Origin of the sequence: Streptosporangium sp. G11 (genome assembly GCF_051192615.1) — a bacterium.
Classification (GTDB): Bacteria; Actinomycetota; Actinomycetes; order Streptosporangiales; family Streptosporangiaceae; genus Streptosporangium.
In genome coordinates, this window is the sequence record NZ_JBPJUQ010000053.1 from 66,102 (window position 1) to 79,866 (window position 13,765).

The 13,765-nt window shown below is 70.9% G+C and carries 14 protein-coding genes and 1 pseudogene; 8 read left to right on the top strand and 7 right to left on the bottom strand.

The features are described from left to right. Nucleotides 1–317: 317 nt before the first annotated feature. The gene (recD2, locus tag ACSDR0_RS35470; RefSeq protein ID WP_435293307.1) at nt 318–2,534 is read left to right on the top strand and encodes an SF1B family DNA helicase RecD2; all 2,217 of its coding nucleotides are present in this window, start codon (nt 318–320) and stop codon (nt 2,532–2,534) included. A gap of 28 nt (nt 2,535–2,562) precedes the next feature. Here the strand turns inward: recD2 and ACSDR0_RS35475 are convergent, their stop codons facing one another. The 5 genes and pseudogenes from ACSDR0_RS35475 to ACSDR0_RS35495 all read right to left on the bottom strand — a co-directional run. After that, complete coding sequence (locus ACSDR0_RS35475) at nt 2,563–3,279, bottom strand: ArsR/SmtB family transcription factor (protein WP_435293308.1); 717 nt, start codon at nt 3,277–3,279, stop codon at nt 2,563–2,565. A 75-nt stretch (nt 3,280–3,354) separates the two neighbouring features. Then, entirely contained in the window at nt 3,355–3,690 is a 336-nt protein-coding gene (locus tag ACSDR0_RS35480) for an STAS domain-containing protein (RefSeq protein ID WP_435293309.1), read from the bottom strand. A 6-nt stretch (nt 3,691–3,696) separates the two neighbouring features. Further along, nucleotides 3,697–4,788: a cobalamin B12-binding domain-containing protein gene (locus ACSDR0_RS35485; protein WP_435293321.1), complete on the bottom strand. Its 1,092-nt coding sequence runs from the start codon at nt 4,786–4,788 to the stop codon at nt 3,697–3,699. Beyond that, nucleotides 4,785–5,069 (bottom strand): PP2C family protein-serine/threonine phosphatase, encoded by a 285-nt coding sequence (locus ACSDR0_RS35490; protein ID WP_435293322.1) that lies wholly within the window; start codon nt 5,067–5,069, stop codon nt 4,785–4,787. The genes ACSDR0_RS35485 and ACSDR0_RS35490 overlap by 4 nt, the downstream gene beginning before the upstream one ends. Before the next feature lie 40 nt (nt 5,070–5,109). Then, nucleotides 5,110–6,279 (bottom strand): annotated as a pseudogene (locus ACSDR0_RS35495) (PP2C family protein-serine/threonine phosphatase); the annotation flags it as partial. Nucleotides 6,280–6,864: 585 nt separating this feature from the next. Between ACSDR0_RS35495 and ACSDR0_RS35500 the strand changes: the two are divergent. Together ACSDR0_RS35500 and ACSDR0_RS35505 are read left to right on the top strand one after the other, a co-directional pair. Then, on the top strand, nt 6,865–8,070 hold the full coding sequence (locus tag ACSDR0_RS35500; protein WP_435293310.1) for an Ig-like domain-containing protein: 1,206 nt from the start codon (nt 6,865–6,867) through the stop codon (nt 8,068–8,070). A gap of 223 nt (nt 8,071–8,293) precedes the next feature. Then, complete coding sequence (locus ACSDR0_RS35505) at nt 8,294–8,986, top strand: HAD family hydrolase (protein WP_435293311.1); 693 nt, start codon at nt 8,294–8,296, stop codon at nt 8,984–8,986. A gap of 27 nt (nt 8,987–9,013) precedes the next feature. On the opposite strand, the gene ACSDR0_RS35510 is transcribed toward ACSDR0_RS35505, so the two are convergent. Beyond that, nucleotides 9,014–9,976: a radical SAM protein gene (locus ACSDR0_RS35510; RefSeq protein ID WP_435293312.1), complete on the bottom strand. Its 963-nt coding sequence runs from the start codon at nt 9,974–9,976 to the stop codon at nt 9,014–9,016. Between the two features lie 142 nt (nt 9,977–10,118). Between ACSDR0_RS35510 and ACSDR0_RS35515 the strand changes: the two genes are divergently transcribed. The 4 genes from ACSDR0_RS35515 to ACSDR0_RS35530 all read left to right on the top strand — a co-directional run bounded on the left by ACSDR0_RS35515 (nt 10,119) and on the right by ACSDR0_RS35530 (nt 12,295). Beyond that, nucleotides 10,119–10,445, top strand: coding sequence for a DMT family transporter (locus tag ACSDR0_RS35515; protein ID WP_435293313.1), 327 nt, complete (start codon nt 10,119–10,121; stop codon nt 10,443–10,445). 63 nt (nt 10,446–10,508) lie between these two features. Next, nucleotides 10,509–11,069, top strand: a complete 561-nt coding sequence (locus tag ACSDR0_RS35520; RefSeq protein ID WP_435293314.1) for a GNAT family N-acetyltransferase — start codon at nt 10,509–10,511, stop codon at nt 11,067–11,069. Between the two features lie 89 nt (nt 11,070–11,158). After that, nucleotides 11,159–11,503, top strand: a complete 345-nt coding sequence (locus tag ACSDR0_RS35525; RefSeq protein ID WP_435293315.1) for a DUF952 domain-containing protein — start codon at nt 11,159–11,161, stop codon at nt 11,501–11,503. A gap of 378 nt (nt 11,504–11,881) precedes the next feature. Then, nucleotides 11,882–12,295, top strand: a complete 414-nt coding sequence (locus ACSDR0_RS35530; RefSeq protein WP_435293316.1) for a MarR family winged helix-turn-helix transcriptional regulator — start codon at nt 11,882–11,884, stop codon at nt 12,293–12,295. Nucleotides 12,296–12,386: 91 nt separating this feature from the next. Here ACSDR0_RS35530 and ACSDR0_RS35535 read toward each other — a convergent pair whose 3' ends face one another. After that, the gene (locus tag ACSDR0_RS35535) at nt 12,387–13,448 is read right to left on the bottom strand and encodes a lipocalin family protein (RefSeq protein ID WP_435293317.1); all 1,062 of its coding nucleotides are present in this window, start codon (nt 13,446–13,448) and stop codon (nt 12,387–12,389) included. A gap of 72 nt (nt 13,449–13,520) precedes the next feature. Between ACSDR0_RS35535 and ACSDR0_RS35540 the strand changes: the two genes are divergently transcribed. Then, on the top strand, nt 13,521–13,765 hold a 245-nt coding region (locus tag ACSDR0_RS35540), incomplete at its 3' end, for a hypothetical protein (RefSeq protein WP_435293318.1).

Here is a 13,765-nt window from a genome sequence, read left to right on the forward strand (position 1 = left end):
CGCTACAGATCGCGAATACTTCATCACAGAAGGTGATGGCGGGGCCGGTGAAAGGACAGCGGGCCATCGGCGTGTTGGGGAACGGCCGGGTATCCGCCCCGCCCGCGCTCGTACGAAGCCCGGCGAAACCAGCGAAACCTCGCCGCCGCGCTCCTCTCGCGCCGGCCGCTTCCACCTCCACGGACGCGGCGTCGTACGCGTCGGTCGCGGCGAAAGCCTCGAGGTGCGGCCGGCGGCGCGACAGGCGATCACCTGGGCGCCCTTCCGGCCGGTGGCCCTACACTTGCGCGAGCAGATTCGGTGCGGAGGGTGGCGGCGTGCAACCGGAAAAAAACGGGGTCCCTGTTACCTGTATCGACGCGGTGCTCGAACGCATCACCTACGCCAACGAGGAGACCGGCTACACCATCGCCCGGGTGGCCACCGACCGCTCCGGCGCCGACCTGCTGACCGTGGTCGGGCCGCTGCTGGGGGCTCAGCCCGGCGAGTCGCTGCGGCTGACCGGGCGCTGGGCCTCCCACCCCAAGTACGGCAAGCAGTTCGAGGTGTGGTCCTACGCCACCGTGCTGCCCGCCACCATCCAGGGCATCCGCCGCTATCTGGGCTCCGGGCTGATCAAGGGCATCGGGCCGAAGATGGCCGAGCGGATCGTCGACCACTTCGGCGTCGACACCCTGGAGGTCATCGAGACCACCCCCGAGCGGCTGGTCGAGGTCCCTGGGCTCGGCCCCAAGCGGACCAAGATGATCGGCGTCGCCTGGGAGGAACAGAAGATCATCAAAGAGGTGATGATCTTCCTGCAGGGGGTCGGCGTGTCCACCTCGATCGCGGTCCGCATCTTCAAGCAGTACGGCGACAAGTCCATCACGGTCGTCAAGAGCCAGCCGTACCGGCTGGCCGACGACGTGTGGGGCATCGGTTTCAAGACGGCCGACACCATCGCCCAGGCCGTGGGCATCCCGCATGACAGCCCCGAGCGCGTCAAGGCGGGCCTGCGCTACACCCTGTCCCAGGCCGCCGACGACGGCCACTGCTACCTTCCGGCGCCCAACCTCATCGGCGACGCGGTGAAGATCCTGGAGGTTCCCGCCGAGCTGACCGCGCGCTGCCTGGAGGAGCTGGTCGCCGAGGAGGGCGTGGTCCGCGAGGACGTCCCGGTCGGCGACGGCAGCGTCCCGGCGGTCTACCTGGTGCCCTTCCACCGCGCCGAGCTGTCCCTGGCCGGCGCGCTGCGCTCCCTGCTGGCCTGCGAGCACGACCGGCTGGGGGCCTTCGCCTCCGTCGACTGGGACGCGGCGCTGAAATGGCTGCGCACCCGGACCGGCGCCGACCTCGCCGAGGAGCAGGCCCACTCGGTACGGCTGGCGCTGACGGAGAAGGTCGCGGTGCTGACCGGCGGCCCCGGCTGCGGCAAGAGCTTCACCGTGCGCTCCATCGTCACCCTGGCCCGCGCCAAGAAGGCCAAGGTGATCCTGGCCGCGCCCACCGGCAGGGCGGCCAAGCGCCTGGCGGAGCTGACCGGCCACGAGGCCACCACCGTGCACCGGCTGCTGCAGCTGCGCCCCGGCGGGGACGCCACCTTCGACCGCGACAACCCCCTGGACGCCGACCTGGTCGTGGTCGACGAGGCCTCGATGCTGGATCTGCTGCTGGCCAACAAGCTGGTCAAGGCCGTCGCCCCGGGCACGCACCTGCTCTTCGTGGGAGACGTCGACCAGCTGCCCTCGGTCGGCGCGGGCGAGGTGCTGCGGGATCTGCTGGCCGCCGAGGAGGAGATCCCCCGGGTGCGGCTGACCCACATCTTCCGCCAGGCGCAGGAGTCGGGAGTGGTCGTCAACGCCCACCGGGTCAACACCGGCCTGCCCCCCGCGCTGGAGGGCATGACCGACTTCTTCCTGTTTCCCTGCGATGAGCCCGAGGAGATCGCGGCGCTGACCGTGGACGTGGTCGCCAACCGCATCCCGCGCAAGTTCGGCCTCAACCCGCGCCGCGACGTACAGGTCCTGTCGCCGATGCACCGGGGCCCGGCGGGGGCGGGCAACCTCAACAACGCGCTGCAGGAGGCGTTGACCCCCTCCAGGGAGGGCATGCCCGAGCGCCGCTACGGCGGACGGGTCTTCCGGGTCGGCGACAAGGTCACCCAGCTGCGCAACAACTACGAGAAGGGCGCGGCGGGGGTGTTCAACGGCACCGTGGGCATGGTGGTCGACATCAAGCCCGACGACCACAAGCTGACCGTGCTGACCGACGAGGACGAGAACGTCGAGTACGCCTTCGACGAGCTGGACGAGCTGGCCCACGCCTACGCGGTGTCGATCCACCGCTCCCAGGGCAGCGAGTACCCGGCGGTGGTCATCCCGCTGTCCACCAGCGCGTGGATGATGCTGCAGCGAAACCTGCTCTACACCGCGATCACCCGGGCCAAGAAGCTCGTCGTCATCGTCGGCTCGCGCCGCGCGCTGGCCCAGGCGGTGCGCACCCGCGGGGCCGGGCGCCGCCACACCAGCCTCACCCACCGCCTGCGCGGCCACTGAAGGGGCACCCGCGTCGCCGAGACCGCCCTCAGGGCGCCGGTCTCACCGTCAGGTCGGTCAGGCCCAGCAGGTGGGCCAGGGCCTGCTGCCCGGCGCGGGTGAGGCGCAGGGCCCGCCCGGAGCCGATCCGGTCGACCCAGCCGCGCTCCAGCGCGGTCGCGCACAGCACGGCCCCGGCGGTGCCGGCCAGGTGGTGGCGGCGCTCGGTCCAGTCCAGGCAGGGCCGTGCCAGGGGGCGGCGCCCGCCGCCGGGCAGCCGGGCGCCCAGCTCGGTGGAGAACCACGACAGCCCGGCGTCGCTGAGCGCGAAACCGGTGTCCTGGCGCAGCAGGCCGCGCGCGGTGAGCGCGTCGGTGATCGTCACACCGAGCCGCCCGGCCAGGTGGTCGTAGCAGGTCCTGGCCTGTGCCAGCGCCCGGGCCGCGCTCGCGGCCCGCAGCGTCGCGGGCCGGGCGCCGGCCTCCAGGCCGGCGTGGGCGGCCATGTCTTCGATGAGCTGGGCCACCCGCGGCCCGGCCAGGCGCACGTACCGGTGGCGTCCCTGGCGCTCCTCGGCCAGCAGCCCGCCGCCGACGAGCTGCGACAGGTGCTCGCTGGCGGTCGAGGCCGCCACCCCCGCGTGCCGGGCCAGCTCTCCGGCGCTCCAGGCCCGCCCGTCCAGCAGGGCCAGGCAGAACGTGGCGCGAGTGCCGTCGGCGAGCAGGGCGGCCAGGGCGGCCAGCGAGACCGGGGCGGTGGAGGTCATGGCTCCATTGTCGGCCGGGAACACTTCGGCGCCGGCCGAAGCCTGTGCGGGCGGGCTATTTCTCTTTGTCAGTGCTCACTCCTGCTCCTGGGGGAGCCTGAAGATCTGGTCGAGGGCGGTCACCCGCAGCAGGTGGCGCAGGTAGGGGGTCAGCGCGACGATCCGCATGGCGGCGTCGTGCTCGCCGGCGACGTTGTAGACGTTGATCAGGGCGGCCACCCCCGAGGAGTCGATGAACTCCAGGCCGGACAGGTCCAGGTCGAGGTCGCGCACCTCCCCGGAAAACAGCTCCCGCACGCGGGCGAAGAGTTCGGGGGCCGTGTCGTAGTCGAGGTCACCGCTGAGGACGAGCAGGGTGGTGCCAGGAGCGGTGACGCGCACCTCGGTACGGAACGGTGTCTTGTCGAACATCAATCGTCAGGTCTCCTGATCGGCGCCGGGGACGGGTGCCGCCTCGATCCCCTGGACCAGCATGTGGCGGGCACGGGGGAAGTCTCGCAGCTCGTCGTGGAAAACGCGCAATCCCACCCTCAGGGCCTCGGCGGGGACCGCGCGCGCCGCGAGCACGGCGCCGGTCCAGCCGATGAAACCGGTGAACACCGGCGCGTCGTCGACGTACAGGGCCGCGGCCAGGAAGTCGAGCAGGTGGCCCAGGTCGGCGGCGGTGGCGTCGAGCTGGTGGGAGTCGTAGGCCGCCATCGGCGGGTAGGAGCGGGCCAGGGTCTCCATCGCCCGGGTGAGCGGCTCGGCGCGCTGGCGCGTCAGGTGGGTGTACTCCTCGTCGCCGAGGTGGGCCGGCGTGCCGGCCGGGGAGGGAGGGCCGGGCAGGTCACCGCGCTCCAGACGGTCGGCCGCGGCGTCGGCGGTGGGCGCCCAGGCGTCGGCGCCCAGCAGGCGGGCGTAGCGGCCGTCGGCGCCGAAGGCCGCCCCACCGGCCATGACCGGCACGCCGACGGCCTGGCAGGCGGTGAGCGTGGCGTGCGCCCGGGGCAGGCGGGTGGCCAGCGCGCAGCCCAGCGCGACCGCGTCGGGCCCGGTCTGGTGCAGGTGGGTGATCAGGTGCGGGCCGGGCACGTTGGCGCCCAGGAAGTCGACCCGCCAGCCGCGCAGGCGCAGGACCTCGGCCAGCAGGCGGGTGGGCAGCGCGTGGTACTCGCCGTCGGTGCAGGCGACGGTGAGGCGCCCGCGGGTGGGCCGGGGCCGGACGCGGGCGGCGATCGCGGCGACGGCGCGCTCGCTGACGGCGGTGGCGCCGTGCTCGCGGGCGATGGACCACTCGTTGGCCGCCCACAGCTCGCCGACGCGCCGCTGGGCGGGGGCGATGAGCTCCAGCAGCAGCCGCTCGGCGTTCACGCCCTCCTCCAGCAGGCCGAGTACCAGATCGATGGCGGCGAACTCGTCGACCCGCCCGATGTGCTCCAGGTATCGCTCACCGGCCTCGGCCAGCGCCGTGAGCGGCGGCGCGGCCGCGCCCGCGGTGCTCGGCGAGGTGTTGCTCAGCGTGCTCATCGGGCCGGCCTCGCCTGCACCGCCAGCAGCGCCCGGTCGTCCTGGACGTCGCCGCCCAGCCAGTCGGTGCTGATCTGTTCCAGCCGCTCGACCAGCGCCGCGGCCGGCATGCCCGCGCAGCCGGCCAGGGCGGCCTTCAGCCGCTGGGCGCCGTACATCTCCTTGCCGGTGGGGCCACCGAAGGCCTCGGTGATGCCGTCGCTGTAGAGCAGGCACACCTCGCCCGGGGCCAGGTCGACGCTGGCGGGGACCAGGACGGTGTCCTTGAACGCGCCGAGCATGGAGCCGCGGGCCGTGCTCTCGTGCACGGTGCCGTCGAGGCGCAGGATCAGCGGTGCCGGGTGCCGGGTGCCCGGCGACCGCCAGGTCCACGCGCACGTGCCCGTCCGCGGCGGCGCGCAGCGTGCCCAGCACGAGGGTGACGTAGGAGTTGGGCGTGGGCGAGCCCCGCAGGGAGCGGTTGAGCAGGGCAACCAGCCGCTCGGGGCGCTCTTCCAGCAGCAGCAGCGTGCGCAGGCAGTGGCGGACGTGCCCGGCCAGGACGGCGGCGCGGGTGCCCTTGCCGCAGACGTCGCCCAGCACCACCAGCGGCTCGCCCGGCGTGCCGGCCTCGGGCAGGTAGACGTCGTAGAAGTCGCCGCCGATGAGCCCGGCCTGGCGGGCGGCGCGCAGCGATCCGGCCAGCTCCAGGCCGGCCAGGGCGGGCAGTCGCGGGGGCAGCAGGTCGTTGCTGAGGATCGCGTTGGTGGCGCTCTGCTCCTGGTAGAGGGCGGCGGCGGAGATGGCCGCCCCGGCCCGGGCCGCGAAGATCCGCACCAGGGTCTCGGCGTCCTCGTCGAAGGGCGGGCCGTCCTCGTGGCGGGCGAGCACCAATGCCCCGGCGGGCACCCCGTTGCCGGGCAGCGGGGTGACGATGAGGTGTCCGGCCGCCCCGAATCTCTCGGGCAGCAGCCAGCCGGGCACCTGGCCGGGGTCCAGCCAGCGGCTGGGCACGGGCGGGAAACCGGCCAGCGCCTCGGCCAGGCCGGGCACCCGCGTGGTGTCGGCGACGGCGACCTCGCCCTCCTGCAGGGAGCGGTCGGTGCCGGTCAGGCGCAGCCATCCGGCGCGGCGTCCCGAGGGCGGCAGCACGATCATGGCGGCGTCGGCCAGGAAGGGGGTGGCCAGCTCGACCGCGGTGCGGGCGCAGCGGCGCATGTTGAGCGAGGCCGACAGCCTGCGGCCCGCCTCGATGAGGAAGTCGGTGCGCCGGCGCTCGGCCAGCAGCACGTCGGTCCTGGCGGACTCGGCGGTGACGTCGCGCAGGTACCAGGCCCGGTGGGTGAGGCCGAAGACCTCCCGGCGCACCCGGATCCGGCGCCGGCCGTGATCGCCCTCGCGGCTCTGGCCCTCGGGGTGGTCGCCCTCGAACAGGGCCGAGGCCGCGCCCGAGCACAGGGGGCGGCCGGGGATGATCTCGGGTGCCATCCGGGCCGCCGCGGCGTTCAGCATCACCACGACGCCGTCGGTGCCGCACAGTACGACCCCCTCGCCGCTGGCCTCCACGATGGCGCGCAACAGCTCCTCGCTCGGCGCCCGAGGGAGGCGACGCTCACCACCGGCGCCGGCGTCGCGGTCGAGGCCCGCGTCGGGGTCGGCGTGGAAGTCGGCACCGAGGCCGGGAGCGGCGGTGGGCGCGTGGCCGCGCAGGGGGGAGGTCTCGTCATCACCCAGGGCTTCCGTGTGGGAGGGATCAACCAGGTTATCTTTCGGCCGCCGTCAGGGCGGGCCGGATGGGATCCGGCACGCGGCGCCAAGGGTTTCTCGCTGCCCCATGCCCCCACGGGCGCTCTTGATGCGGCCCGAGTGCGAGGACTTGTGGCCCGATGCCGTCGGTGCGGGTCCGCACCCGCCGGACCTCCCCTTTTGTGGCCGAGCCTCTGACGTGGCGACTTTGTCTTTTCCTGACTCTCGGTTGGTATTTTTCTGACTTTACGAAGAGTCCGAAATGTTACCAAATCGGGCGCAACCATGTTCGGTCACCATGCATCTCCTATTAGTGTTTTAAGAGCAGTTTGCTGTAGTGGGGGAGAAATTGTGCTGATCGTGGAATGCCGACGCCTCAGGAGGCCGCTGGCCGGCCTGGCCCTGGCGACCGCGGCGGTGCTGGCCACCGCCTGCTCCGGAGGGGCGGATCCGCAGGCGACCGCCGGAAGCGGATCGGGTGCCGGTGCGGCCAGCACGCCGGCGGCACCGGCCGCACCGGAGATAAAGATCAGCCCCGCCGAGGGCAGCAAGACCGTGCGCCCGGACAAGAAGGTCGTCGTCGCGACCTCCAGCGGCGCGTTGGAGGAGGTCACCGTAAAAAGCGGTGGCCAGGCGCTGGAGGGCGACTTCGACGCCGAGCGCACCAAGTGGGTCTCCACCACCCCCATGAGGCCGGCCAGTGACTACACCGTGTCGGCGCGGACGGTGGACGGCACGACCGCCAGCAGTTCCTTCCGAACGCTCAAGCCCAAGCACGAGCTCGAGGTGGCGGACGTGACTCCGGCGATCAAGGGGGAGAAGGTCGGCGTGGGGGCGCCGATCATCGTCATCTTCAACCAGCAGATCGCCAACAAGGCCGGGGTGGAGAAGGCGCTGGAGGTCAAGTCGGAAAAGCCGGTCCAGGGCGCGTGGCGGTGGATCAACGACACAACCGTGATCTACCGGACCGCGAAGTTCTGGCAGCCCCACCAGAAGGTGACCTTCACCGCCCGCCTCAAAGGCGTGCAGGGCGGCAAGGACATGTACGGCGTCAAGGACATCACCAAAGTCATCCGAATCGGCGCGGCCCAGATCGCCACGATCGACACCCGCAAGCACAAGATGATCGTCAAGCGGGACGGCAAGGTCGTGCAGACCATGCTGATCAGCGCGGGCAACGCCAGCACCCGCGAGTACACCACCACCAGCGGCGTCCACCTGGCGATGGGCAAGGCCAACCCCGAGCGCATGATCTCCCCGGGCCGCAAGAAGGGCGACCCCGGCTACTACGACCTGATGATCAACCACGCGGTCCGCTTCTCCAACAGCGGCGAGTACGTGCACGCGCTGAACAACGTGTGGGCCCAGGGACGCCAGAACGTCAGCCACGGGTGCATCAACTCCCGCCCCGACCAGGCCAGGTGGTTCTACAACCAGGTCCAGCGCGGCGACGTCATCACCATCAGGGGAACCAACCGCGAGATGGAGTGGAACAACGGCTGGGGCTTCTGGCAGCTGTCGTTCAAGGAATGGCGCAAGGGCAGCGCCCTGGCCTGACCCCTCCGCCCCGTCCTGGCTCGCCTCGTCCGGTCCCCGGGATCGCGGGCGGGCCCGGGCCGGCTCCTTAAGGGCTCCTTGTGGGCTCCTGCGGGCTCAGGGCCCCCGGGAGGATGGCAAGGGCGCGGAAAACGGGCCGCGCCCGGCCGGGCGGGCGCGGTAGCGTGTGCGGCGGATACGGCGAAAACCACAGCCGGTGAGGACGTTCTCGGGGGAGGACCGTGTGAGGCTCCAGGCGCAGGTGCTCATCTTCGACGCCGACGACACGCTGTGGGAGAACAACGTGTTGTTCGAGCGGGTCGTCGAGGACTTCCTCGACTGGCTGGCGCATCCCACCCTGGAGCGGGCCCGGATCCGCGCCGTCCTCGACGACATCCAGGCGGCCAACGCCGTCACCCATGGCTACGGCAGCACGATGTTCCTGCTCAGCCTCGGCGAGTGCTTCGAACGGCTGCGTGAGCGTCCCGCGACCGAGGCCGAGCGCCGCCACATCGACGAGCTGGCCCTGGCCCTCGTCGAGCGCCGGGTGGAGCTGGTCGCGGGCGTCACCGAGACGCTCACGGCCCTCGGCGGGCGCCACGAGCTGCTCCTGCTCACCAAGGGCGACCTGGACGAGCAGCGCCGCAAGCTGGAGGCCTCACAGCTGGCCCACCACTTCTGCGACGTGCACATCGTGGCGGAGAAGGACGTCGCCACCTACCGGTGGCTGACCCGCGAGCACGCGCTGACGCCCGCGACGACCTGGATGATCGGCAACTCCCCGAAGTCGGACATCCTTCCCGCCCGGCAGGCGGGGATGAACGCCGTCTTCATCCCCAACGACCACACCTGGGCGCTGGAGCAGAGCGACCTCGACCCCGGCGACGCGGGCGTGCTGCGACTGCGCAGGTTCCCCGAGCTGCTGGAGCACTTCTGAGGCGGATCCGATCGACGCGGATCCGATTCACAGGAGGGTGAGCTGGGCCTGCCGAGGCAGCGCCAGCGGCAGGGGCTGCTCGGGCCGCGTCGGCCCCAGCCCGTAGCGGGCGGCCAGCTGCAGGACCTGGCCGGTGAGACCGCGCACGTAGCCGGGCTCGGCGTCGGCGCTCCTGCCGTACAGCTCGGCGTAGCGGGGCACCAGCGTCGGATGGTGCTCGCCCAGCCAGGCGAGATACCACTCGCGCGCACCCGGGGGCAGGCGCAGCACGTGCGGGACGACGCTGACGGCCCCGGAGTCGGCGATGCGGCGCACGGTGGCCGCGAGCTGGTCGGGGGAGTCGGTCAGCAGCGGCAGGATCGGCGCCATCGCCACCCCGCACGCCACCCCCCGCTCGTTCAGCTCGGCCACCAGCTCCAGGCGCTTTTGCGCGCTGGGGGCACCGGGCTCCACGCTGCGGCGGATCCGGTCGTCGACGAACGCGATCGAGACCACCGCCCCGGCCCCCGGGGCGGCGGCCAGCAGGTCGGCGTCGCGCAGGATCAACCGGCTCTTGGTGAAGACGGTGAACGGCGCCCCGGCCTCGCGCAACGCGGCGACCAGGCCCGGCATCAGCCGGTAGACCTCCTCGACCCCCTGGTAGCAGTCGCCCCCCACGCCCACGGTGATGTGCTCGCCGTCCCAGCGCGATCCCAGCTCCGCGCGCAGCCGCCGCACGATGTTGGTGCGCACCACGATCCGGGAGTCGAAGTCACCCTCGGCGTCCAGGCCCAGGTAGCGGTGCCCCCGGCGCACCGAGCAGTAACGGCAGGCCTGGGCGCACCCCCGGTAGGGGCTGAGCGCCCAGCCTTCGGGCGTGCGGTCCAGCGCGGTGCGCGCCTGCACCTCGTAGCAGGTCAGGGCCCCGTGGACCCTGGTCAGCGCGGAGCGCTCGATCCGCGGCCTGGCGTCGGGCGGCGCGGCGAGCAGGGGAGGCGCGTCCCATCGCATACGGATCAGTGGAACACGCTTTCGACATCCCTCGCAAGCCGGGCAGGTCGTGGCGCCGGACCGCGGCACCGCCGGGGCCCGGTCATCGACAATCGGGGAAAAATGGTATGTTTAGCCCGATTTTTGGAAGAGTGAGGTTGTTATGGCGTGGTTGATCCTGGCCGGGGCGATCATCGCCGAAATCGTGGCGACCACCGCCCTCAAGCTGAGCGACGGGTTCGCCCACAAGGGCTGGTCGGTCCTCGTCGTCGCCGGCTACGCCGCCGCCTTCATCCTGCTGGCCCAGGCACTCAAACTCCAGATGGAGGTCGGCACCGCCTACGCGGTCTGGGCCGGAGTCGGAACCGCCGCCATCGCCGCCATCGGGGTGCTCTTCCTCGGCGAGACGATCAACCTCGCCAAGATCGCGGGCATCGTCCTGATCATCGGCGGCGTCGTGGTGCTCAACCTGGCCGGAAGCACTCACTGAGGCATCCCGCGCGCGGCCGATAACGACTCGCCCGCCGTGCGGCGGCTGTCCTAACCTGGCCGGATGCTGAAGCCTTCCCTCCCCATCCGGACCGACCGCCTGATCCTGCGCCCCTACACCCCCGCCGACCTCGACGCCCTGCACGCCATCCACTCCCTGCCCCAGGTCGCCCGCTACCTGTACTGGGAGCCGCGCGACCGCGAGCAGACCCGCGAGGCCCTGGAAAGAAAGATCGGCGAGACGGCGCTGCTGGAGGAGGGCCAATCCCTCACCCTGGCGGTGGAACTGGCCGCCACCGGCGAGCTGCTCGGCGACGTCCTGCTCATCTGGCACAGCCGCTCACAGCGCGCCGGCGAGATCGGCTACGTCTTCCACCCCGGCCACCACGGCAGGGGATACGCCACCGAGGCCGCCCGCGTCCTGCTGGAACTCGGCTTCGACGGCCTGGACCTGCACCGCATCGTCGGCCGCCTGGACGCCCGCAACGAGGCCTCGGCCCGGGTGCTGGAGAAACTCGGCATGCGCCGCGAGGCCCACTTCGTCGACAACGAGATCGTCAAGGGCGAGTGGACCAGCGAACTCGTCTACGCCGTCCTGCGGCGCGAGTGGCGCGCCCGGCACTGACCCCGCGCCGCCGGCCCCCGCCCGCGGCGGGCCCCGGTCGAACGCCCCCCGGTTGAACGACGGGCACGCAGAGGGCACCATGTCATCCGATGACCATTCTGCATCTCGCCCTGGCCTCCGACTGGGACGCCGCCCGGCAGACGGGGGAGTACCGCGTCTCCACCATCGGCCGCAGCCTCGACGACGTCGGCTTCATCCACGCCTGCGCCGATCACGAGCAGTTGCGCGGCGTCGTAAAACGCTTCTACCGTGACGTCGGCGCCCCTCTCGTGCTGCTCGACGTCGACCCCACCGGGCTCGACGTCCGCATGGAGGAGGCTCCCGGCGACCCGCCCGAGGTCTTCCCGCACATCTACGGGCCGCTCCCGGTCAGCGCGGTGATCTCCGTCCTGCCGTTCACCCCGCCCGGCCCCCTCGGTAGGGGGTCCCAGTAGTCCTGTCGAAGAATCCAACACATATAGCTCTGAGCTGCGGCGATGCTGGGGTCGATATAGGGTCTGAGATCGTTTCCGCTACGTTCTGTTCCGGTTTGTCGGGTCTAGAGCGCGGGATGGTTCAGTGTCGGAGAAGATGTTCTCCCGCGAGCAGCTGGAGCGGTCGCGGTCGTTCCCGGATATCGGCCGCGCAGCGAGCCCAGACCCGGTCCGATCATGTGGGCCAGGTACGCCAAGTACCTGGGTTGGAAACAGGCCGCGACCGACAGCCGGGAGATGAAGGAACACAGCCCTGGAGGAACGCGGGACGCGCCGAGCGAGCCGGCCTTCCCCAATCCGTTGGTTTGTAATACAAAGCATGGCGAGTAATGTGAGCACATGACTTCCGACGCCCTCGTGGATGCCCTCGTCCGCAACACCTTCCAGGTGGCGGGCGTGCTCACCCGCATCGGAGCCGAGCGCGACCTCTCACTCACCCAACTGCGGGTCCTCGGCATCCTGCGCGACCGCCGCCCACGCATGACCGAGCTCGCCGCGTTCCTCGGCCTGGACAAATCGACCCTGTCCGGCCTTATCGACCGTGCCGAACGCCGAGGGCTGGTGGCCAGGGGCAAAAACCCGCAGGACCGCCGCGTCGTCGACGTGTTCCTCACCCCCGCCGGTCTGGAACTGGCGGAGCAGGTGTACGGCGAGGTCCGACGCGCACTGGCATCCGCGACGGACCGGCTCGACCCGCAAGACAGTGACCGACTCGTCCAGCTGCTGCACGCTGTCCTGCGCTCTCCCGACTGAGGCCGCCTCCCCCCAATGGCTCACCCCGGGATCGGCGTTCGATCCCGGGGTGAGCCCGGATTGCCTCAGGCGAGGACGGCTTCGCCGGTGATCAGGAGTTCCACTCGCCGGTCATCTCGACGTAGTTCTCGCCACGGACCTTCTTGCCGTTGTACTTACCGGTAAAAGCCGCCGTGGCCTCCAGGTAGCCGCTCCCGTCGGGAGTCTCGATCTCCTGGTCCGGATTTCCGGTGACCCGCACGTCGAGCTCGGCGTGCAGGGCGGGAATACGGATGCGCCAACGAGTGGGATACGTCTGGCCGGTGGCCGGACTGGTCCACTGCCGGGAGGCGCCCTGCGCGAGCGGCTCGACGTCGACCACGTCGTAGGAGCCGTCCGGATGGAGTACGGTCGCCCAGCTGTGCTTGGTTTCGGCGCCGATCGTGTCCCCGATGGCGACCTTGTCGCCATCGGGCATGCTGAGGTTCATCCATGTCCACCTTGTCAGCGACGTCGGCATCTCACCCCATTGCCTGTCCAGCCAGGAGGTGCCCCTGATCTGGTGCTTCTTGCCGTCGACGACGAGCGTTCCGGACGTCCGCATCTCCGGGAGTGCGAACTCGTAGTTCGGCACGCCGTCGACCAGGTTGAAAACGCCGGTCGATGCGTAGTTCATGGCGGGGCCGGTGGGCGCCAGTTGGACATCGAGAGATCCCCAAGGCGTCTCGACCTGCACCGACTGGCGGAGGAGGTCACCCGTCCAGCTCAGCCCTGGTGCCTTGATGTCGAGCTTGCCCTGGCTCCACCGATAGTCCTTCGGCTTGACCATCGCGTCGTAGTCCTTGTACCACCCGGTGGTCTTGTTGATCACCGCGAACGTCCAGCGGTACGCGGCCTCGCCCCTGCTCGGGAGGATGCGCGTGTGGACCTGAAGGCCGAACTCCTGACCGTTCGCCTTCACTGAGCTGGTGAAGTAGATCGAGTCGAACCAGGTCGGCTCGGGCCCGGGCGCGTGCCGTCCCAGGTCGGCCGCGGGATCGACCAGGTCCGGGATCCCTGACGTGGCGGAGCGGGCGGTCGCCTGGGCTGTAGAGCCGGCGAATGTACCGAACGCCAGAACCGCCGCCGAGGTGACCAGGGCTGCTGCTCGGCGCTTGGTCCGGATTGCGGGCATGAGGATTTCTCCTTGTATCAGGGGTGGACGAGACCGTCGCTCACTCACCGACGCCGACCGGCAAAGCCGCAGATGATCATCATCGCCACGGAGCCACCCCCGGCCGGGCCGTTTGTTTGCAATACCAACAACTTCATATTGGTTGGTATTACAAACGATGTCAAGCGCTCCAAGGACCGCACGCCCGGCGCGGTGCGCGCTCGCTTCACTCACGTGGTGACCAAGCGGCCAGGAGGGGGTCAGTCGGGTAGCCCAGGGGGATTTCACCCCTGGGCTCCCACAGATCCCGGCGTGAATCTCTCGATTCACCGGGCTCT

Coding starts and splice junctions, on each gene's coding strand:
- ACSDR0_RS35510 (WP_435293312.1), bottom strand. CDS start 9,976: ATGCGATGGGACGCGCCTCCCCTGCTCGCCGCGCCGCCCGACGCCAGG.
- ACSDR0_RS35535 (WP_435293317.1), bottom strand. CDS start 13,448: ATGCCCGCAATCCGGACCAAGCGCCGAGCAGCAGCCCTGGTCACCTCG.
- ACSDR0_RS35490 (WP_435293322.1), bottom strand. CDS start 5,069: ATGCTCGGCGCGTTCAAGGACACCGTCCTGGTCCCCGCCAGCGTCGAC.
- ACSDR0_RS35475 (WP_435293308.1), bottom strand. CDS start 3,279: ATGACCTCCACCGCCCCGGTCTCGCTGGCCGCCCTGGCCGCCCTGCTC.
- ACSDR0_RS35480 (WP_435293309.1), bottom strand. CDS start 3,690: ATGTTCGACAAGACACCGTTCCGTACCGAGGTGCGCGTCACCGCTCCT.
- ACSDR0_RS35520 (WP_435293314.1), top strand. CDS start 10,509: ATGCTGAAGCCTTCCCTCCCCATCCGGACCGACCGCCTGATCCTGCGC.
- ACSDR0_RS35525 (WP_435293315.1), top strand. CDS start 11,159: ATGACCATTCTGCATCTCGCCCTGGCCTCCGACTGGGACGCCGCCCGG.
- ACSDR0_RS35515 (WP_435293313.1), top strand. CDS start 10,119: ATGGCGTGGTTGATCCTGGCCGGGGCGATCATCGCCGAAATCGTGGCG.
- ACSDR0_RS35530 (WP_435293316.1), top strand. CDS start 11,882: ATGACTTCCGACGCCCTCGTGGATGCCCTCGTCCGCAACACCTTCCAG.
- ACSDR0_RS35485 (WP_435293321.1), bottom strand. CDS start 4,788: ATGAGCACGCTGAGCAACACCTCGCCGAGCACCGCGGGCGCGGCCGCG.